The organism is Lutispora thermophila DSM 19022, from assembly GCF_900142105.1.
Classification (GTDB): Bacteria; Bacillota; Clostridia; order Lutisporales; family Lutisporaceae; genus Lutispora; species Lutispora thermophila.
Window position 1 is genome coordinate 38,978 of sequence record NZ_FQZS01000009.1, and the last position, 21,564, is coordinate 60,541.

The 21,564-nt window shown below is 37.7% G+C and carries 18 protein-coding genes, 1 tRNA gene, 1 pseudogene and 1 riboswitch; of the genes and pseudogenes, 2 read left to right on the forward strand and 18 right to left on the reverse strand.

All coding sequences use genetic code 11. The features are described from left to right. Positions 1–13: 13 nt before the first annotated feature. The 4 genes from BUB48_RS07565 to BUB48_RS07580 all read right to left on the reverse strand — a co-directional run bounded on the left by BUB48_RS07565 (position 14) and on the right by BUB48_RS07580 (position 4,462). Entirely contained in the window at positions 14–859 is an 846-nt protein-coding gene (locus BUB48_RS07565) for a GNAT family N-acetyltransferase (RefSeq protein ID WP_207648326.1), read from the reverse strand. A 129-nt stretch (positions 860–988) separates the two neighbouring features. After that, the gene (locus tag BUB48_RS07570; protein ID WP_207648327.1) at positions 989–2,293 is read right to left on the reverse strand and encodes a S1C family serine protease; all 1,305 of its coding nucleotides are present in this window, start codon (positions 2,291–2,293) and stop codon (positions 989–991) included. Between the two features lie 73 nt (positions 2,294–2,366). Then, positions 2,367–3,779 carry a sensor histidine kinase gene (locus tag BUB48_RS07575; RefSeq protein WP_073025643.1) on the reverse strand — a complete coding sequence of 471 codons (1,413 nt, stop codon included), beginning with the start codon at positions 3,777–3,779 and terminating at the stop codon, positions 2,367–2,369. Further along, positions 3,776–4,462 carry a response regulator transcription factor gene (locus BUB48_RS07580; protein ID WP_073025644.1) on the reverse strand — a complete coding sequence of 229 codons (687 nt, stop codon included), beginning with the start codon at positions 4,460–4,462 and terminating at the stop codon, positions 3,776–3,778. The genes BUB48_RS07575 and BUB48_RS07580 overlap by 4 nt, the downstream gene beginning before the upstream one ends. Before the next feature lie 423 nt (positions 4,463–4,885). Here BUB48_RS07580 and BUB48_RS07585 point away from each other — a divergent pair, with 423 nt between their 5' ends. Next, a complete protein-coding gene (locus BUB48_RS07585; protein ID WP_073025645.1) occupies positions 4,886–5,557 on the forward strand; it encodes a hypothetical protein in 672 nt (223 codons plus the stop codon). A 349-nt stretch (positions 5,558–5,906) separates the two neighbouring features. On the opposite strand, the gene BUB48_RS07590 is transcribed toward BUB48_RS07585, so the two are convergent. Both BUB48_RS07590 and BUB48_RS07595 read right to left on the reverse strand, forming a co-directional pair. Next, the gene (locus BUB48_RS07590) at positions 5,907–8,291 is read right to left on the reverse strand and encodes a homocysteine S-methyltransferase family protein (RefSeq protein WP_073025646.1); all 2,385 of its coding nucleotides are present in this window, start codon (positions 8,289–8,291) and stop codon (positions 5,907–5,909) included. Continuing rightward, complete coding sequence (locus tag BUB48_RS07595) at positions 8,275–8,946, reverse strand: vitamin B12 dependent-methionine synthase activation domain-containing protein (RefSeq protein WP_073025647.1); 672 nt, start codon at positions 8,944–8,946, stop codon at positions 8,275–8,277. The genes BUB48_RS07590 and BUB48_RS07595 overlap by 17 nt, the downstream gene beginning before the upstream one ends. A gap of 218 nt (positions 8,947–9,164) precedes the next feature. Then, positions 9,165–9,280, forward strand: a riboswitch (SAM riboswitch). 200 nt (positions 9,281–9,480) lie between these two features. Between BUB48_RS07595 and metF the strand changes: the two genes are divergently transcribed. After that, the gene (gene metF, locus BUB48_RS07600; RefSeq protein WP_073025648.1) at positions 9,481–10,374 is read left to right on the forward strand and encodes a methylenetetrahydrofolate reductase [NAD(P)H]; all 894 of its coding nucleotides are present in this window, start codon (positions 9,481–9,483) and stop codon (positions 10,372–10,374) included. A 101-nt stretch (positions 10,375–10,475) separates the two neighbouring features. Here the strand turns inward: metF and BUB48_RS07605 are convergent, their stop codons facing one another. The 12 genes and pseudogenes from BUB48_RS07605 to BUB48_RS07660 form a co-directional block, all read right to left on the reverse strand. Beyond that, positions 10,476–10,718: a (2Fe-2S) ferredoxin domain-containing protein gene (locus tag BUB48_RS07605; RefSeq protein ID WP_073025649.1), complete on the reverse strand. Its 243-nt coding sequence runs from the start codon at positions 10,716–10,718 to the stop codon at positions 10,476–10,478. Positions 10,719–10,721: 3 nt separating this feature from the next. After that, positions 10,722–12,422 (reverse strand): [FeFe] hydrogenase, group A, encoded by a 1,701-nt coding sequence (locus BUB48_RS07610; protein ID WP_073025650.1) that lies wholly within the window; start codon positions 12,420–12,422, stop codon positions 10,722–10,724. 3 nt (positions 12,423–12,425) lie between these two features. Beyond that, positions 12,426–14,322, reverse strand: a pseudogene (locus BUB48_RS07615) (NADH-ubiquinone oxidoreductase-F iron-sulfur binding region domain-containing protein). Between the two features lies 1 nt (position 14,323). Beyond that, on the reverse strand, positions 14,324–14,800 hold the full coding sequence (locus BUB48_RS07620) for an NADH-quinone oxidoreductase subunit NuoE family protein (RefSeq protein WP_073025651.1): 477 nt from the start codon (positions 14,798–14,800) through the stop codon (positions 14,324–14,326). 14 nt (positions 14,801–14,814) lie between these two features. Further along, entirely contained in the window at positions 14,815–15,990 is a 1,176-nt protein-coding gene (locus BUB48_RS07625; protein ID WP_073025652.1) for a SpoIIE family protein phosphatase, read from the reverse strand. Further along, entirely contained in the window at positions 15,983–17,659 is a 1,677-nt protein-coding gene (locus BUB48_RS07630; RefSeq protein WP_073025653.1) for a [Fe-Fe] hydrogenase large subunit C-terminal domain-containing protein, read from the reverse strand. Before BUB48_RS07630 ends, BUB48_RS07625 begins: the two co-directional genes overlap by 8 nt. A 21-nt stretch (positions 17,660–17,680) precedes the next feature. Beyond that, positions 17,681–17,926, reverse strand: a complete 246-nt coding sequence (locus tag BUB48_RS07635) for a (2Fe-2S) ferredoxin domain-containing protein (protein ID WP_073025654.1) — start codon at positions 17,924–17,926, stop codon at positions 17,681–17,683. 143 nt (positions 17,927–18,069) lie between these two features. Beyond that, a complete protein-coding gene (locus tag BUB48_RS07640; RefSeq protein WP_073025655.1) occupies positions 18,070–19,008 on the reverse strand; it encodes a LysR family transcriptional regulator in 939 nt (312 codons plus the stop codon). A gap of 141 nt (positions 19,009–19,149) precedes the next feature. Beyond that, a tRNA-Ser gene (locus BUB48_RS07645) sits at positions 19,150–19,238 on the reverse strand. A 9-nt stretch (positions 19,239–19,247) separates the two neighbouring features. Beyond that, positions 19,248–19,703: a tRNA adenosine(34) deaminase TadA gene (gene tadA / locus BUB48_RS07650; protein ID WP_084524430.1), complete on the reverse strand. Its 456-nt coding sequence runs from the start codon at positions 19,701–19,703 to the stop codon at positions 19,248–19,250. An 84-nt stretch (positions 19,704–19,787) separates the two neighbouring features. Beyond that, positions 19,788–20,540 (reverse strand): M23 family metallopeptidase, encoded by a 753-nt coding sequence (locus tag BUB48_RS07655; protein ID WP_175548382.1) that lies wholly within the window; start codon positions 20,538–20,540, stop codon positions 19,788–19,790. 377 nt (positions 20,541–20,917) lie between these two features. Beyond that, entirely contained in the window at positions 20,918–21,535 is a 618-nt protein-coding gene (locus BUB48_RS07660) for a hypothetical protein (RefSeq protein ID WP_139249942.1), read from the reverse strand. Positions 21,536–21,564 lie beyond the last annotated feature (29 nt).

Sequence of the window (21,564 nt, forward strand, 5' to 3'; positions counted from 1 at the left end):
ACATGAAATTTTATCAAAGAATCATAAACATTTCATATTGAGCTACTTTTTCTTTTTCAAACCCTAGTTTTTTATAAAAACCATATAAAACATGATTATTTGGAAAGCTTGTTCCAAGTTTTATTAGGTTCAGCTTATCTATTGCGTTTCTTAGAAGACCAGTTGCAATTCCTTGTCCTCTGTGTTTTTTATTTACCCAAATCAAGTTTATTCTACCATACTCATTTATGCTCAATACTCCCACAATTTTATTTTCTATAAAAGCTCCATAATTATGCTGTCCTTCTGACTTTTCTATATATGGCAAATCATTCTGCCAGTTTATATACACATCTCCCATCTCATCTCTTATCTCTTTTAATTGGCTGAATTCAATAGGTTTTATGTCATATGGATTATTGAACTTCTCAAATTTACTTAAATCCGATAATTGAAAATATTGAAGTTCGTACACTTTTTCATAACCATGTTTCTTGTAAAAATTCAATGCCCTGTCGTTTCCTATTATAGTTTCCAACATCATCATTTTGCAGCCTTCACTAATGGCTCTTTCCTTATGAAGATAAAAAAGTTCATCTGCTATTCCTTTTCCTCTGTAATCGGGAATAATGCAAAGAGCGCCACATCTCATAGTTTTTATCCCATTATAATCTTTTATGCCACCTAAAATTAGTCCCACAGGCCTTTCCTCTTCTATGGCAATAAAAGAATTTTTGAGTTCATTGCCTTCCGGACCAAAAAATCTTTTTTTAAATTCTTCCAAAGGCAAATGAAGATTAACAATATAATCTGAAAACCCCTGATTAAAACATTGATAGATAAGTTCAAAACCTACGTCTTTGCAATTTTTAAAAGCCATAATCATCACCCACCACTCTTCTTGAATGGGGTTATATAGTGCCCCCACATCTTTTTTTAGATTATATCATAACTTAGTATTAACAAAAAGGAAAAAGAAAAAGAGCAAGTATGCCAACCTGCTCTTGTATTAGCTATCGCTTTCTGTAAGTTTTACTTCGACGGTCTTATATCTGTTCAACTCGCCATAGGCTTCTACTTTTACCACATCTCCTACTTTATGCTTCTGAATTATTTGCTGTAATTGCTCTATTGTAGTTATCCTTTCACCATCCACCTTTGTAATGATATCACCTCTAACCAGACCTGCCTTATCTGCTCCGCTTCCTTCTATAACCTGTCTAATCAAGACTCCCTGTGGAACATCATATTGTTTCGCTGTCTTCTCATCTATAGTCTGTCCTGTGATCCCCAAGTAAGGTCTGGATACCTTCCTGTTCTGTATAAGCTGCTCTATGATTGGCTTGGCTTCATTTATAGGTATTGCAAAGCCCATACCCTCTACCTTGTTCTCTACTAGCTTCAAAGTGTTTATCCCTATTACCTTGCCTTCAGAGTTTACCAGAGCGCCACCGCTATTTCCTGGGTTTATTGCCGCATCTGTCTGTATAAGTTTCATTGTTCTGTTCCCTACATATAACTCTCTATTCAATCCACTGATTATTCCTGCTGTCACAGAACCTGCATAATCAGTGCCCATTGGGCTTCCTATTGCCACTGCAAGCTCTCCAACTTCCAGAGTTGATGAATCTCCCAGCTCAGCAGGTTGTAAATTCTTTCCTTCGACCTTTATAACAGCCAAATCCGTTTGAGAATCTTTCCCTACCACTTTTGCTGGCAATTCGGTTCCATCATGTAGTATTACCGTTATATTATCGGAGCCGTCTATTACATGGTTGTTGGTTACAATATGTCCATTGCTGTCAATTATTATGCCCGAACCATTTCCTTCGCTTTCATAGGTATACCCGAAAAAGTCTCTCATGCTCTTTTTAATTCTTATAGCCACGATGGAAGGAGATACTTTTTTAGCTATGGGAACAACCGGTGATACAGTCTTGTCTATAGTATAGTTATATTGCTTGTCTTGGCTTGCATAGACCACATTTTTTCCTTTCATGTTATCCATTATGTTATCCGCTATGAAACCAAAAGCAGATCCGAAAGCCAATCCTATGGCTAACGCTATAGCTATAGCTGACTTACCCCATTTCTTTGGCTTCTTTTCGATCACTTCCCTATAGAATGTGGATGTGGGCATAGGCATATTCTCATCAACTCTTCCTGTAGCTTCATTTTCTATAGGTGTCTCTTTTATAGCTACATCTTCTACAGGTATGTCTTCTTTAGTCGCATTTTCTATAACTGTATCTCCCGTAGGTACGCTTTCTATAGCTTCATCTTCAATTATATCCCTTCTGATATCATCATCCATTTTGTATCCCTCCTTAGTTTTACTATTTTAATTGTAAGACATATATTTTAATAAAATATGAATAAAATGTTAATTATTTAGCTTTGCCAATGGTAAATGAGAATCTTATGGCCCCATCCAGCTTATCTGCCCAAATTTTTTCACCTTGAAGTATGATCATTTCCTTTACTATGGATAATCCAAGACCAAAACCAGATTTGTATATTCCTCTGGTTTGATCCCCTTTATGGAATCTCTCCCACATATTTTTTATTTCAATTTCATCTACGTTTTCACATGTGTTTATAATCTCCACCACTACCTTACTCTTTTCTTCTCTGGTTCTTAGACTTATATACCCATTCTCCTCTGTAAACTTCACCGCATTGTCCAGCAGGTTGGTAATTATCCTTTCCATCATTGCTTTATCTGCATTTACCAAGGTGGAATCATCATGGAGCTTCAACATCACATCTATGTTCTTTTTTGTTATTTCATTTTCGAAATTTATGAGCTTTCTTCTCAGCATTTCGTTTAGCTCAAAATTGGTTTTGTTTACTTCTACCTTGCCTTGCTGAATATTGTTAAGTTCCAGAAGCTCATTGGTCATCTTTATAAGCCTCTGACATTCATCCATGACTATGTTGAGATAATGTCCTTGCATCTCAGGAGGTATTGTTCCGTCCATTATTCCTCCCACAAATCCCTTTATGGAAGTCATGGGAGACCTAAGATCATGAGAAATATTTGCTATGAAGTTACGCCTGTTTTCTTCGATCTTTTCCAAGGATTCCGCCATATCATTAAAGCTCTTTGCCAATTCTTCTATTTCATCACCTGTCTTTATTTCCAGCCTCTTCTGAAACTCTCCTCCCGATATGACCTTAGCAGCCTTGCTTATCTCCATCAGAGGCATGGAAATACGCTTTATTTGAAAATATAGGATCACATATGCAAAAAGACCTGAAAATATAATTGCAAGTATGGTTATATTGTATATATCCCTGAAGGATTTCTGAATCCCCGGCATGGAGGCATGTACTAAAACGGCACCTTCAAATTCATCATTGTAGAATATTGGGTAACCTACCGTCAGCACCGGCTCACGGAACTTGCCTCCAAAATTGCCTGTCTCAATAATATTCCTGCCTCTATATAAAATTCCCAATCTTGTGTTGTCCACTTGTTGTCCTAAATATTGCTCCTCATTGGTTCCGGATACTCCAAAAATCATACCATTCCTATCTATTATCCATATTCTGGCATCCAAAAACTTATCGAGAATCTTCAAGTCCTCAATTAATGTTTCCCTGTCAAGCCTTCCAGAATAGAGCCCGATTGCAATGTCTTGGGTTATCTTCTGGCCATATTCCAGCAGCAGATCCTTTTTGCTATCTATGAAATATTGGGAAAAGAGCTTCATAAGCACCAAAGCCAATATGCCAAATCCCAATATTATGGTTATTCCATATGTTATAAAAAGCTTTTGAAATATGCTTTTCTTCATCTTTTCACCTCAAATTTGTATCCAACACCCCATACAGTCTTTATTTCCCATCTCCCCATATCATCATGAAGCTTCTCCCTCAACCTCTTTATGTGGACATCTACAGTTCTTGAATCTCCTATGTAATCATAGTCCCATACCTTCTCCAATAGCTGCTCCCTGGTAAAAACCTGGTTGGGTCTTGAAGCAAGAAAGTATAAAAGCTCCATCTCCTTAGGAGGCAGCTCCAACCTATTGCCTTTAAAGGTTACTGTATAATCGTTTTTATCTATAGTTAATCCTGGAAATACCAGTTTCTCTTCCTTTACCATATCATTGTTCTGAACTCTTCTCAGCACAGCCTTAATGCGGGCCAAAAGCTCCTTTGGATCAAAAGGTTTCACAATATAATCATCAGCTCCCAGTTCCAGTCCCAATACCTTATCTATTACCTCTCCTCGAGCTGTAAGCATAATAATAGGTATATTGCCTGCCTTCCTAATCTGCTTACATACTTCATAACCATCCATATGAGGTATCATTATATCCAGAATCACCAGATCAGGAGTCCATTGATAAAAATCCTCCAACGCTTTTTTGCCGTCATATGCTATCTTTACATCATACATTTCCTTCTCAAGATAGATTCTGATAAGTTCCGCTATATTCTGATCGTCATCCACCACAAGTATCTTATACTTCATTTCTCCACACCCTCTCAGTTTAATCCTTATCCAGTCTTTGAGTATTACAGCTCTGGGAACTTCTATGCAGCTTATGAATTGTATATTCCGATCCCTATATAAGCAAACAACAGATTTATCTTAAAAGAATCATACAGCAAAATATTTAAATAATCAATAAAACCTAAGGAAGAAAAATAATAAGCTGTAAAAAGATTGAAAAACCAGGCTTGTCTATATCGCCCATTGCAAATTTATATGGTTCAAAATGGACTATAGGAAAATTTGATTTAATATTTTATGTCAAATTATAATAAAAAGTACTTCCATTAAAAGTATTTTAATAGCATTTTTTTACATATGCATGAGAAGGTTTAACTTAAGAAATTTTACTTTCCTATGCATCATATAAAGCAAACTCTAATATAGAATTGAGGTTAAAATATGATTAAAATTTATGTTGAATTGGATCACAATATTCCCAGATATGCCTGCACAAGTTGCAGCTCCTGTGATAGTTTATTTGGAAAAAGCCTTTGCAAAGTAAAAAACAGAGGATGTTGCTGGTACTTTCCCAAATTCACCCTGATAGATATTCAAAGAATGTCCAAAACGCCAGATGGCCTTAAAGCCCTCAACAAGATATTAAGCAATCCCGGTACTCAAATATATAATTACTATATCCATGCCAAAGGTTTCTTTGATGAAGCTGAATATAAAAAGTATATGGAAAACGGCATACTGCCGGAGACAGATCATTTGGAAGATCACACCATATTTTTCAGAGGCTGTCCTTTCGTAAAATCAGGCAAAGGATGCACCTTACCTCCAAGATTCAGAACCTTCGTGTGCAATTTTTTCATATGCAAGGAAGTGTCTGAAGCAGCAGAATCTCATGAGTTGTTTCATAAATATGAAGAAGAGAGGCTTAGGTATTCAAGATGGCTTGATTGGGAAAATGAAAATCTAAGGCACATTCTTTCCCAGGACAACCTCACACTCCAAAGTAGCTTTACAGAAGTAATAAAAAAGCTTCAGGAATTGGAGTTATCCCAATATGAATTTCCTTACCTTGAGCCCATAGTCCTTGACGATTCATGGTATAGAGGTGCATAAAAACCAAAAAGTTGGCTGGGTCTTATTTCTTAAAATCCAGCCAACTTATAAAACAGACTCTAATTCAACACAGATACCTGAATCAACCAAATCTAGTTACCTCATTCCTTTTCCAAACCAATCAATGTTCTAGCTCACCTGACAAACTCTAAGCCAATTTGATCTTACTACCCAACTTGTTTTAACCGAAAAAGATTAACTTCGTTATCCAATAAACTAACCTAAACATTGGAAACCTGACAAACTTATCGTTGGTTGAATTAGAGTCTGCAGGAAAGATGTTCGCCATCTTTCTTACTTATAGTATATCACATAATCAATAAAAAATATACATAAATTTTCAGAAAATTTAATTTTTCTTCACTCCATTTATAACCATTTCCGCAACCTTCACTGAATCTCTGGCATCCTTTACATAAAAGTCCGCCCCAATCATGTTTGCATAGTTTTCATTTAGTACGGCTCCTCCTGCCATTACAACACAATCTGGACAATGAAGCTTGAGAGCTTTTATGGTTTCTTCCATGCTTTGTACAGTTGTTGTCATCAAGGCGCTTAACCCTACTAAAGGAGCTTTTACTTCCTTAACCTTACCAACAATTTTCTCCGTGGGCACATCTTTGCCCAGGTCATACACTTGAAAACCGTAGTTCTCCAAAAGTATCTTTGCGATGTTCTTGCCTATATCATGAATATCTCCCTTAACAGTTGCTATTACAATATTTCCTTTATTTATAGCTCTATCATGTGAGGAGTTCTTCATAATATCTTCTTTTATAACTTCAAATGCGTTTTTCACCGTTTCTGCAGACAATATAAGCTGAGGAAGAAATATTTCTCCCTTTTCATATTTTTCCCCTACTATATCTAAAGCAGGTATAAGGTAATTATCAACTATCTCCAAGGCTTTAAATTCTTTAAGAAACTCCCTGACTGTCTCTTTTACCTCTTCTTTCAATCCATCGATTATAATTTTCTTTAAATCTTTGTTGGTTTTATTATCATTATTTTCAGGTTTAGCTTTTGAATCTGCATATGCATTTATATACTCCTTGCTATCCTTGTCATGATTCCACAGAACATTAAATGCTCTAACTGTATCCCTCATATCAGCATCCATGGGATTCATAATAGGTGCATCCAGACCAGCTGAGAGGGCTGCTGCCAGAAATGTCCTATTTAATAGGCTTCGTGCAGGCAGCCCGAAAGATACATTGCTGACTCCAAGAGTGGTCATCACTCCCAATTTCTCCTTAACCAGTCTCACTGCTCTTATAGTTTCCTTTACTTCCTTTTGTTGAGCTGAAGCTGTAAGAACAAGACAATCCACTATTATATCTTCTTTTGGTATACCATACTCGCCGGCTCTTTTTATTATCTTTTCTGCTATCTTCAACCTTTCTTCCGCTGTTTTAGGTATTCCCCCATCATCTAATGTAAGAGCCACCACCAAGCAGCCATATTTTTTTACAATGGGGAAAATAGTTTCCATAACTTTATCTTCCCCATTGACTGAGTTAATTATGGGTCTTCCGTTGCAAACCCTTACTCCTGCCTCAATAACCTTCGGTTTTACACTGTCTATCTGCAATGGAAGGTTTACTATTCCTTGTATTTCCTTTATAGCTCTTACCATCACAGTTTCTTCATCCATCTCCGGAATCCCTACATTCACATCAAGAATATGAGCCCCATTGTCTTTTTGGTCCACCGCTTCTCTCAAAATATAGTCCATATCGTCCTTCATTAAGGCTTCCTTCAGCTTTTTCTTGCCTGTAGGATTTATTCGTTCTCCTATTATCTTTACTTCCCCACCTAAGGTTACTGTGCAAGTGGAAGAGCTGGCTGCCGTAATCCTTTCGATATGAGTTTTAACAGGTTTCAAGCCTATCAAGGCATTCTTAAGTTCCCTTATATGTTCCGGAGTAGTACCACAGCAGCCCCCTAGTATTCTTACTCCTGCTTCAGCCATTTGTCTACCATAGGCTGCAAACATCTCAGGAGTTATTTCGAATATGGTTTCACTGCCCGCCATCTTGGGCAATCCTGCATTGGGCTGTACTATCACAGGTATCCTTGAATATTTGAGAACTTCATGAACTAAAGGCATCATCTCTTTCGGTCCTAGCGAACAATTGATGCCTAAAGCTGCTATTCCAAGATTTTGCAGTATATTAACCATGGTCAGCGGATCTGTACCTGTGAGAGTTCTTCCATCCTCTTGAAATGTCATGGTACATATTATGGGCAGGTTGGAGTTCTCTCTTGCCGCAAGTATGGCAGCTTTGGCTTCATATATGTCTGACATAGTTTCTATTATTATAATATCTGCACCTGCTAAAGCTCCCGCCAAAACTTGCTCCTTGAAAGCTTCATAGGCTTCTTCAAAGCTCAAGCTGCCATAGGGTTCCATAAGCTGGCCCAAAGGGCCCACATCCAGAGCCACCAATTTATCTTTTGCTGCTTTTGTGGCTACTTCTACTGCCCTTGTTATAACATCATTCAAGTTAAGACCTGTATCATTTAATTTATACCTGTTGGCACCAAATGTATTGGTTGTTATCACATCAGCCCCTGCATCTATATAAGCCCTATGTATCTTTTCAATGACTTCCGGCTTCTCAATATTGTATCTTTCAGAAAGCTCTCCCGCTTTCATTCCACAGGCCTGAAGCATAGTCCCCATGGCCCCGTCGAATACTAAAAATTTATTAAAATCAACATTCCGACTCATTTGCAACTCCACACTTTCTGTACATACAATTTTTTTCTTCGCATCTGCTGCATTTGCATTTTACAATATTTTCTTCTCCTCTCTGAAACCCTATTAAGGCAGTCACGGACTTCCTTGGAATCATTACGTAATTATTATTCACTGAAAGCCCAATTCTTGTATAAGCTCTGAGCACTTCAATGATAACCTTTTGATTGGTTATTGACAGATCCCCATATCCCGGGCTGTATCTACTTGTTATATTATATCCTTCCCTTTGTGCCATCTCCCTCATGTTTTCCTGTACCTTATCACATAAAGCTTCTATTGCAGCAGTGGCACATGCATCCATAACTATTGCTTTGGTAAGGTTTATCCTGGAATAGTATTGGATCCTCTTGTCCACCTCAATGCCCAATGTGGCTGCCATAAGAGCACATCTATCCGAGTTGTGCAAATGTTCTCCCAGAGATTTGCTTTGGAAAATGATGTTTGTATTCTTAAGAATAACTTTTTCGCTTTGATTTTCTATATCATATATATTATAAACATAGTTTCTCCTCATGATTTCTTTTATTTCAATCATAGCTTCGTCTATTAGTTTTTCCATGACTTCATCAATGCTCTGATTCTTATAGCCTAAGTACCTTAAAACTTCTTTCCTGTCAATATTCACCTGAATCCCTCCGATTTAGAATATATTACACATAAATATACAGAAAATCAAGTGATTATATATAATTGTCTTGACAAATGTTACTCCTTAGCTTAAAATTTCTCATAAATATAATAAAGGCTTCCTATTGAATCATTTAACAACTAAGGAAGCCTTTCTTGGAACCCTTTGCGAAAAAGTAGAATCATAACTTTCCTATGGTCATAAAATTTAATAATTACTTATCCAGAGAGGTGGAGGGACTGGCCCTATGAAACCCGACAACCGGCATTCTCATTCCAATGCATCGGTGTCAATTCCTGCAGGATTATACACGGGTCCTGAGAGATAAGAGTAACATGTGCACAAAGCATATGATGCTTTATAGGTTTGTAAGGTTGCTTTCTTATCTGAAGGCAACCTTTTTTAGTTAGGTCGCTTCATTATTATGAAAATGCAAAAATATTCAGAAATAATGGGATTATGATGACAATAGGAAATGAGATGCTCCCTTCCCATTACATAAGCAGACAAGTTCATGAGAGGAGGATAAAATTGAAAATAAAATATCTTTTTAGAAAAAAACCAGTAATATCCTTGGAGATATTTCCCCCAAAGCCCGAATCACCAATTGACACTGTTTTGGAAACAGTAGACGCTTTATCTGCCTTAAGACCGGACTTTATGAGCGTTACTTATGGAGCCGCAGGGAGTACCAAAGGCCCTACCGTGCAAATTGCAGATATTATAAAAAACAAATACGGCATAGAAGCACTAGCCCATGTTACCTGCATAAATTCCACAAAATATGAGATAGATGGTATTTTACATCAACTCAAAAAATCAAATATTGAAAATATACTAGCCCTTAGAGGCGACAAACCAAAGGATGAAATCTATGCTGCTCGAAAACATAAGGAATATGAATATGCATCGGATCTCATTGCTCATATAAAAAGCCTAGGGAATTTCTGCATAGGTGCTGCATGTTACCCGGAAATTCATCTTGAAGCAGAGAGTCGTGAAGCTGATCTGCTCAATTTGAAAAGAAAGGTTGACCTAGGCGCTGATTTTCTCATAACTCAGCTTTTTTTAGACAACAATTTTTATTATGATTTCATGGAAAAAATAAGCGTAATGGATATATCCGTTCCTATATCAGTAGGAATAATGCCAGTCATTAATAAAAAGCAAATAGAACGTATAACCAGTCTCTGTGGAGCAAGTATTCCTGCAAAATTCAGGCGCATTCTGGATAGATATGAAAATAACCCGGAAGCTTTAAAAGAAGCCGGTATTGCCTATGCAACCGAGCAAATTATAGATCTTCTTTCATCTGGTGTGGACGGAATCCATTTATATACCATGAATAAGCCTGAAATAGCTATAAAGATCCTAGGACAGATATCTAACATCAGAAGACATCTTAAGAACCTCAACTATGCTTAAAACCCATTTCATTAATATGGCCGGATTATTATTTGAAATAATCCGGCCATTATTTAGGAAAGGGTTAATGAAACTAGCTTGCTTTATTTGAATTAATATATTTATATATTAGGTATAACTTTGCTTTTAAAGAACTCTCTTGCCTCTTCGGGTAAAACATTATACTTTTCACCATCAATTGAAACAGTTACACCTTTATTCTGGCATTGCTTGGCACAAAATGTAGCTTTAAAATCAACTTTATCATGCAAAGAATTTTCTTCAATAAGCTGTTGGAATGCTTGAATTACATTGTATGAGCCTTTTAGATGGCAAGAACTGCCGATGCATACATTCACTTTCATAATTTAGCCCTCCTGGTTTTTCGAAGCATATTCCACATGAAGCAATTCATGGACTCTTCCTTTTAAGATACCATTGTATAATGACATCATAAGTGGATTTTCCTCGGAGCGCTTTATGTTGCATAGCTTGTCAGCTGAATACAATCCTTTTCCTCTCATTACTCTCGCTTCATAAGGTACAAAAGGTTGTCCTCCGCCGTTTATGCATCCGCCTGGGCAAGCCATGACTTCAACAAAATCATAATGTTCTCCTTCTTTGATCCTTTCAATAAGATCGCTGGCATTTTTCAAGCCGCTGACAATGGCAATCCTTACTTCTCTGTCTCCATACATTATGGTTGTCTCTTTTACGCCTTCCATTCCACGGACGCCTTTATAAGCAATGGACATAAGTCCTGTATTTGATTTATCTGAAGCAATTCTTCTCAATACAGCTTCTGTAACACCACCGGTGACTCCGAATATGACACCTGCTCCAGTCATTGTTCCGAAAGGCATATCAATGGATTCAGGTTCTAACTCACTGAATACAATGCCTGATTCCTTAATCATCTGTATAAGTTCCTGAGTTGTGATAACATAATCAACATTAGGTATTCCATTAACCTTGAACTCATCGCGGGTAGCCTCGAACTTCTTTGCTGTGCAAGGCATTACAGCAACATGAACAGCTTTTCTTGATGAATTTTTGCTTTCTTCTTTTATTATTGCTGCAAACATCTGCATAGGTGAGCGGCAAGTAGAAACATGGGGTAGTAGTTCAGGATAATTCTTTTCGCAATATCTAACCCATGCAGGGCAGCAAGATGTAAACAATGGCATATCCTGTTTGCCTTCTTCTAATCTCTTAAGAAGTTCATTGGACTCTTCCAAAACAGTCAAATCTGCACCGGTGGAAGTATCGTATATTTCATCAAATCCCATACGACGAAGGGCCGCAACTATTTTTCCCATGGCATTTTCTCCATCGGATAATCCCAATTCTTTGCCCAATCCCACTCGTACAGCAGGTGCAATTTGAACTGTAACCTTCGTATTTTTATCATCTAGAGCCTTCCAAACTTCAGCTGTATTATCCTTAACTACGATAGCACCTGTAGGACATACAACGGCACATTGACCACAACCAACACATGGAGATTGAGCTATTGGAGCATCAAAGGAAGTGCTAATGGTCATCTTTGATCCTCTGTGAGCAAAATCGATGGCTCCCACATTCTGAATTTCGTTGCACATTCTTACACAGTCACCGCATAGTATACATTTATTTGTATCTCTTGTTATAGATGGAGAAGAATCATCAACTTTTGGTTCAGCTGCTGTATTTGGAAAACGAACGTTCTGAATATTGAATCTCATTGCCAAATCCTGTAGCTTGCATTTGCCGTTATTATTGCAGGTTGTGCAATCACGGCAATGGTTGGCAAGAAGCAGTTCCAATATATTTTTTCTATACTTTCTCAGTCTTTCAGTGTTAGTTTTTATTTCCATGCCTGCTCTGGGAGGAGTTGAGCAGGCAGCTTCCAGGCTTCCTCTCTCAGTCTCTACCATACACATACGGCATGCGCCATAAACTGAAAGCTCTGAATGATAGCAGAATGTAGGCAATTTTATTCCTACCTTGCGAATTAGCTCAAGAAGATTTTTCTCTCCATTTATTTCAACCGGTATACCATCTATTATCATATATTCTTTGTTTCCCATGTTTTAAACCTCCTTGATTGCATGGAACGGACAGGTTGCTATACAAGCTCCGCACTTTATGCATTTTGTTTGATCGATAGTGAAAGGTTCTTTTACTTTTCCGCTTATGGCTGTTACCGGACAAGTTCTGGAACACTTTGAGCAACCTTTGCACAAGTTTTCATCTATTACTATCTTCTTTAGTTTCTGACAACTTCCAGCAGGACATCTTTTTTCGTAAATGTGGGCTTCATATTCATCCCTGAAGCTTCTTATGGTGCTAACTACCGGATTAGGCGCAGTTTTGCCAAGACCGCAGAGTGCGGTAGCTGAAATAGTATCTGCCAGTTCTAATAGCAGCTCAATATCTCCATCTTCACCTTTTCCCTCTACGATTTTCTCCAAAATAGCTAGCATTTTTCTCCAAAATAGCTAGCATTCTCTTTGTACCTTCACGGCAGGGAACGCATTTACCGCAGGATTCATTCTGAGTAAATTTCATAAAGAATCGTGCTACTTCAACCATACAGGTTTTGCTATCCATAACAACCAGTCCGCCGGAGCCTATCATTGCATGTGCTTTGCTCAAGGAATCGAAATCCAATGGCATATCCAAGTGCTCCTTAGTCAAGCATGCACCTGAAGGGCCTCCTATCTGAACTGCTTTAAACTCTCCGTCGCCTCTCATGCCTCCGCCTACATCAAATATTACTTCGCCAAGAGTTGTTCCCATGGGTACTTCTATTAATCCCGTGTTCATTATATTGCCTGTTAAAGCAAAGGCTTTGGTTCCTGGGCTATTTTCCGGTCCAATCTCTTTAAACCATTTAGCTCCTTTTCGGATGATTAAAGGCACATTGGCAAATGTTTCAACGTTATTGAGGACTGTAGGCTTTCCAAACAATCCCTGTTCTACTGTCCTTGGAGGTTTTACTCTAGGCATACCCCTGTTTCCTTCTATGGATGCAGTAAGAGCGCTTCCTTCACCACATACGAAAGCTCCTGCTCCACGATTTATATGCAAATGGAAGCTAAAATCTGTACCTAGGATATTGTCTCCCAATAAGCCATACTCTGTGGCTTGTTGAATAGCCATTTTTAGCCTGTTGACAGCCATAGGATATTCTGCACGAACATATATATATCCTTCAGATGCACCGCAGGCAAGACCCGCAATCATCATGCCTTCCAGCATTCTATGAGGATCCCCTTCCATGATGCTTCTATCCATGAATGCTCCCGGATCTCCTTCGTCACCATTGCAAACGATGTATTTCTGCTCTTCCTTCTGCCTCTTAACCTGTGACCATTTACGACCTGTAGGGAAACCGCCGCCTCCTCTGCCTCGCAAATTGGATTCTACTATTTCATTGATTATTTCATCAGCAGTCATGTCGAATAGGGCCTTTTCAAAAGCAGAATAGCCGCCTATAGCCAAATATTCCTTTATTGAAGTGGCATCAATATGACCGCAGTGTTCCAAAACAACACGGGTCTGTTTATGATAAAAAGGTATTTCATCCTGTTTCTTGCATACAGAACCGCTTTTCTGATAAGCAAGTCTTTCAATATGTTCTCCCTGCATTATGGTTTTTTCTATTATTTCTTCGCAATCGCTAAGTTTTACTTTTGTGTACAGCCATCCCTGAGGTTCTATTCTTACAAGAGGACCCATTTCACAGAAACCATGGCAGCCGCTTTTTTTCATCCCCACAGTATCTCCATGAGATTCTTCCTGAAGCTCAACAGTGCACGGAATGTTTTTTTCCTTCATAATCTCCACAAATCTATCAAATATTTCAAGAGATCCGCTAGAAACACACCCTGTACCTGCACATACCAATATTTTCTTTTTCTGAGCTTCCAGCGATCTGCTGTATATATCACGCAGATTCTTCAAGTCTTCTCTGTTTTTCAGCATGTTACATTTCCTCCCTTAGATTCTTTAGCAGTTCAGACACCTTGTCCACAGTCATAGCCGGATATACCTTGTCATTTACCGTCAACACCGGAGCCAATCCGCAAGCACCGAGACAAGATACTGTTTCAACAGTAAAGCCCAAGTCATCTGTTGTCTTCTTATTTTCTGACAAGCCCAGTTCTTCACGAAGCTTCTCAAGTATAGGAATGGATTTTCTTACATGGCAAGCTGTTCCGTCACATATTTTGATGACGAATTTGCCCTTGGGCTCAAGGGAGAAGTTTTCGTAAAAAGTTGCCACACTGTAAATCCTTGCTTCACTAATTCCAAGCCTCTTTGCCAGATATGGAAAAACTTCTTTTGGCAAATAGCGATAATGCTCTTGTATGCCTTGAAGTATTCCTATAATCGCGCTGGGCTTGCAACCAAGTTCTTCAATAATATTGTCTACCACTTGGAAATCAATTGTTTGATTCATATATATCCTCCATTCTAGAAATAACTAACCTTGATTCTTTTTCCCATTTCTTTTAAGCAGAGTGATAATTCCTCTACCAGTCTCATTTTAATATTAAACCCTATGGGCAGATCTGGATTTTGATAGGCCGGATTGATAGCCTTGCCTACATAAAAGTTTATATCTGTAGCTTCCTCAAAAAGGGTTTTCGCTATAAGAGAGGCACCATCTTCTTTATAAATCCAGTCTGTGTACTTTCTGTTCTCTTTCAAATAATCCTTTGCATACTCCAGAACTCTGTTGATGGTGATGATTCCTTCTGTAACCAAATCAACACCTTCGATTTTTGCTGTTGGAGGTATATCAGGATCTATATACTTAGGTATCCCTACTTCAAGAGGTTTTTTCAGGAACTCTGCTGCAAGAGTTGATGTAGTTCCACCGCAGACTATATGTTTTCCTTCTTTTGAAAAGAACAAGGACATCATCTTTCGCACATCCTTTGGATCTGCAGGCGGACCTATTAAAAGATTTACCGGCTTCCTCTGTCGAATCTTAACAGTACATACAGTAGTATCATCACCGGGTTTTCCTCCATAAAGGGAGTAGCACTCGTTAAGCAACATGCTGCTAAGCGTTTTAGCCGTAAGGCTCGGTTCATATATGTTTTCTAAGTACTTTATTATATCTTCTCTCTGCCATCCAAAATTAAGGGATGTTCCAACTCCAGCGTGAATGGCGCCATCACTCACTGCAACAAAAGTATCTTCTTCATCAAGCTTTATATTGGATTTATATATTGTTTTATTATCAATTATTTCTAATGTCTTAGGGTAATCCATGTTCTTTCCTTTTCTTAAAAGTATTACATGGGGATTATCGTACTGAATGATCTCAGCTTCCATATTATCCGCAATTTGAATAATGGTAAATGTTGAGTAAGCCACTTGCCTTATTTTACAAATAGGAAGAGTCGATGCTATTGTAGTAACGCAATCCCTTACAGATAATCCATTTGCCATCATGGTGGATATGATTTTAGCAGTAAGAGTAGATAGGATACTTGCTTTTACTCCGCTTCCTAGTCCATCTGCTAAAACCACAACTGTGGAATTATCTCCCTGGACAACAACTTCCACATGATCACCGCATAATTGTTCTCCGAATTTGTTTACGCTTACATAGCCTACATCAGTACATAAATCATTCATCCATTAACGACTCCTTCAACTTTGTAAGTGCAATCTTTGTTTCAGCAGTTGTCTCACCCAATAAGGATGCAATCTCTTGCACAGTTCTCATTTGCTTCTCAATAACTTTATCTGTAATTTCTATAGTGCTGCGTTTAATTGCTTCTTTCTTTTCTCTCTGCAGGGTTTCTTCAGTAACATCACGCATTATGCAGACAATGATATTATAGCTTCTATCATAAATAACCGTCTGATCAACATATTTCTTATATTCCGGAAGATAAATGCTTTTATAATGGCATTCTCCACCCTTTTCATAGGCTTCTATGAAAGGTTGAGGATCAAGAATGCATACAACATTTTCCCCCATTACATCTGTCTCGTTCCTTATGTTCAACATTTTACATGCAGCATCATTGATCTGCTGCACTTCAAAAGATTCATTAAGGACAATAATGCCATTGGGAGTATTTTTTATTATATTATCAGAAAATGATTCTGCTTTTTCTTTTAAATAGGGCAGGCACATATGAAGGTTTGCCTTCCCTTGTAATACTGCCTTTGCCTTATCCCTGCATGTGTTATAACCACAGCTGCCGCAATTAAGTTCATCTTCAGGTTTGGTTTTTCCCATTTTCCTTAGGACTTCCTCTATTGCTTTGGAACCTAAATTTACCTGGCGGGGCACAAGGGAGGGAAAGTCTTTCTTCAATTCTTCCTCTTGGTAATTCTCAACAGTAAAATCCTCATTTCCTGCATATTTATTTACAAACATATAATACTTCACTGGCGAAGAGTGCTTCTTATCCATTGCAGGACCACCAATACAGCTTCCTTTGCAAGCAGACATCTCTACGAAGCATTTCTTCAGTTTCCCTTCGATTATATCCTCTATAGCAGGTATACAATTCTCAATTCCGTCAATAGCCATATATATATAATCCTGATTAGCTGCAGTCATTGTTCTCAATATGCCCCCTGAGGTAGGGAATAACCTAGCGCGGCTTTTATCATTATTGTCTTTATCATGTTTCAGTTCAATCTTTTTTTCTTCAAGCCAAGCTGTAAGTTCTTCAAAGGTAATTACGCAGTCAACCATTCCTCTATAGCTTTCTGCCTCTGCCTTTTTAGAAATACAAGGACCTATAAATACAGTTTTTGCCCCCGGGAATCTTCTCTTAATATCCATTGAATGGGCTTGCATGGGAGAAACAACTTGTGCCAAGTAAGGCAATGCTCTGGGGTAGTATTTTTGAATCAGCAAATTGACAGTATGACAGCAGGAAGAAATGATAACCTCTCCATTTCCATTATGTGTCAAGTGTTCATATTGCTTTTTCACAATTGTTGCACCTATAGCTGTTTCTTCAACTCCTGCAAAGCCAAGCTGACTTAAGGCCTCCTCCATGGAACTGATAGTGACCCCTTCATAGTTGGCCACAAAAGATGGGGCCAGACTTGCATAAACTGGTGCACCGCTTTTAATAAGCAATTTCGCTGATGATATATCGTTTCGTATGACCTTTGCATTTTGTGGACATACTACAAAACAATTACCGCAGAGTATGCATTCTTCAGTAATGATATGAGCTTGGTTTTCGGAAAAACCAATGGATTTCACGGGGCAATGGCGTATACATTTATAACAATTTTTACAATTTGCCTCTTTGAATTTGATGCACTCAGCCATTTGCTTCCTTCCCTTCTCTTTTTATTCCATTAGCCTTTTTACCACTTCATTCTCAAAGAAGGATAGTGTGTTTTCTGGCCGCACCGAAAACAACTCATCACCTATTTTGACACATACTCCTCCTAAGCAATTGTTCATGCAAAAAGAGCCTTTCAAATCGACTTTAGCCTCCATATTCCTCTCTGCCAAAATTCTCTGAAGCTGCTCTATAACTTCTCGCGACCCTTTAAGGTGACATGCACTGCCGACACATATGGTTATTTCCATAAATACTTCTCCCGATTCACAGTTTGTTATTATTTTAACAATTTCTATAATGAAAAAGAAATATAAAAGCAGCATACGGATATATGAAGGTCCATATGCCGCTATAAATCAATTAATATAATATTCTAATAAGTTCAATCTTTCTAAAAATACTCTTTGAATGAAACTTCAGTTTTTGATTCATATAACTTGTTTATAAATTTCTTATCCAATTTTGTGAATTTATACCCTTTTGGATAAATGAGCAGATCTTTGCTCTTGTTATTGGCTCCCTTGCATTTTCGCTGTACCAGATTATATCTGTTTAGGAAAATATCCGGCACCGGGGACACCCACATGAAAGTTGCAGGTATGTTAGACAATAGCTCAAATTGATTGCCACGCTCATATAGGTATATTTTCTTTTCAATACGCTGCGGTTCAGACTGTTTCTTTATGTCACCGGAAGACAGATAGGGTATGGTATTGTCTCCATGAATAATTTCAACATATTGAATCAAATCATCGTAAAGGACTTCCTGAACCGTAGCAAGAGGATGGTCTTTTGACATCAATGCCAGATATTCAAATTCCCAGATAAGATTATGGGCCAGCCCTTTATCCTCTAAGTAATCCAGAAAATAGCTTTCATAAGCATTATCATATCTAATAATTCCAAGGTTAAATTTTCCTTCAACTATATTGTTTATTGTCTGCATAGAATTTGTTTCCTGTACATTTATTTCAATTCCCTTATCCGGATCCAATCCAGCAACAAACTTAGTAAAGCCATGGGCTATATAGCTTACCCGAGGAATAGAAATGCTAAACCTTTGAGTGTCTGGATCATCATGTTTAGATAATGCCATCATTTTGTCAATCTGCTCCAGTATGTTCCGTGCATACACCAAGAATTCAGCGCCTTTTTGCGTAGGCACTACTCCCTTGGAAGTCCTTTCAAAAATCATAAATCCCAGATGATCTTCAAGTTCTTTGATAGCCTTACTAAGATTAGGCTGCGCCATAAAAAGATTATCCGCTGCTTGTGTAATGGAGCCTGCCTTTTCCACTTCTATGGCATACTCTAAGTATTGTGTATTCATATGTTCTACCCCTTTAAACAATATACTATTGAGTAGTTTCATTTACATTTTAAAACACCTATCCATAATAAATAGGTGTTTCTTCTTCATAAATGCAGTTTTTATATTCAAAATCGCTATAGCAATTAATATCTTTTATTATGGCGGAGAGGGCGGGATTCGAACCCGCGTGGGATTGCTCCCAAACTGATTTCGAGTCAGCCCCGTTATGACCACTTCGATACCTCTCCATATATAACCTATTTAGCTCTCTTTTTCCTAAAGAACTCTTTTAATATGTTGCTGCATTCTTCCTGAAGGATTCCTGCATATACCTCGCATTTATGATGAAACCAGTAATCTTCGAATGCATTTAAAACAGATCCAGCAGCTCCGGTTTTTGGATCCATAGCTCCAATATATAGCTTCTCGATTCTGGATTGAAGTATAGCACCGCTGCACATAAGACATGGTTCCAAGGTTACATACATGCTGCAGCCTATAAGCCTCCAACCGCCTAATATTTCACAGGCTTTCTTTATGGCAGTCATCTCTGCATGGCATGTAGCGTCCTTATCTGTTTCCCTGGTATTAAAAGCTTTAGATATGATGATTCCATCCTTTACAATAACAGCCCCTACAGGAACCTCGTCCATAGCTTCAGCTTTTTTTGCTTCATCCAATGCCATTTTCATAAAATATTCATGGGTGTCCATATTTAAAATCCTTTATTTGCTTTATTGGCACACTATATTATTATATAAAAAATAATCTTCTTTAGCAATACCAATTAACTGAGTCTAAAAATCTGGAATCGCAAAGCCCTCCATAAAAGGTATTGGATTTGTCGATTGCCTTCCTATAGAAAAAGTCCAATGAAGATGTGGTCCGGTAGAATATCCTGTAGAACCTACATTGCCCACAATATCCCCCTTTTGCACCATATCTCCAACTTCCACACTTATGGTATCCAAATGACAGTATGATGTATATATATTGAGCCCATGATCTAAAATCACCGTATTGCCTGATGCATTAAGCTCCATTGCAAGCACCACTTTCCCATTGTTAGATGCCATTACCGGAGTCCCCTTTTTAGCTTTAAAATCCAGACCCGAATGAACGCTGCTTCTTACTCCGTTTACATAACGCATTGCGCCAAATTCCGTGTTTATTTCTGCGTCTACCGGAGCTATGAACACTCCTTCATATAGTGGCTGTGGGATAGGATTTGCTTTTGCCTTTGCAATATTCTCCGTATCCGAATTCAAATTTTCCTGGCTTTTCTTTTCTTGAACTTCTTTTGATACGGTTATGTAATCTTTTTTAAAATTCTTTTCTTTGATTATTATTGTATTTTCCACTTCTCTTAGAATTTTGCCTTCCCTAGATATGAGTATATCATATCTGTATTCCCCCGGCTCTGCAGTGCAACTAACACCAACTATGGCCAATTGGCCCTTTTTATATGGGAAAAATTTTTCTGATCTTGCTTTCAAATTCGATGTAACCTTAACCGTGTCATCAGGATTTATACCTGATATATACACCATGAATGTATCTCCCTGGTAAAGAATTTTGTTAAAATAAGCTATATAAATAAGATCATCACAATAAACCGAGGAAATGGATATTATAAATGTCATAGTAATTAATATTAGGGAAAATCTTTTTAAATATCTCATATATAGTCTCCTGTGTCATATAACTTTATATATATATATTATATAATATTTTAACCTTCCCATGGAAGATCCTTTTCAATCAGGCAGAACTTTATTGAAATTTATTATTCCAAAAATTTTCCACAATAGATACCCTATGGTAATCACATGGTTCTTCATAAGAAATCCATTGAGAAACGTATAAAAATGAAATAGAAGAAATTTAACATTAAAACTGACCATTTGGTCAGTTTTAGTTTATCCTACTATTTAGATATTAAGTAACAACCATTTAGCTTTAGATAATTGCCCTCTTTTACCGTAATATACTTTTCTCCTTCAAAATTATCATTTGTAATTATGCTATTTAAATCTCCTTTACTATCCTTTGTGACTTCATAGTAAGCCAAACCTCCTTCAGAAACTACCTTATATTCACCAGCAGGTATTTCCTTTCCTATCTTATACATGCCTTCAGGATACTTACCGTCTTTTGCTTCCTGATTGGGGGCTTTGTCCGCCGATATCATCTTTGCAGCTCTTATCTCCAAGTATTGTCCTTCTGATACAGTCACATATCTGGTACCGCTAAAGTTATCATTAGCAATTATGCTTTCTAAGCTTCCAGTGCTGTCCTTAGATACTTGGAAATAAGCTAACCCCTCCGGTATGATGAAATACTCCCCTGCAGGAATATCCTGACCTACCTTATACATACCTGCTTTTATATATTCATCCTGTGGTTTTTCTTCTTGCTTTGCACCTGTATTATCTCCAGTTGGTGACGGTGTTTCATTTCCTCCTGCACATCCTGTTAATGTGCTCATAATAAATATAGCAATTACCAGAATAATCAAGTATGACTTTGCGAACTTCTTACTCATCAGCTTTCCTCCTGATTTATGATATACAT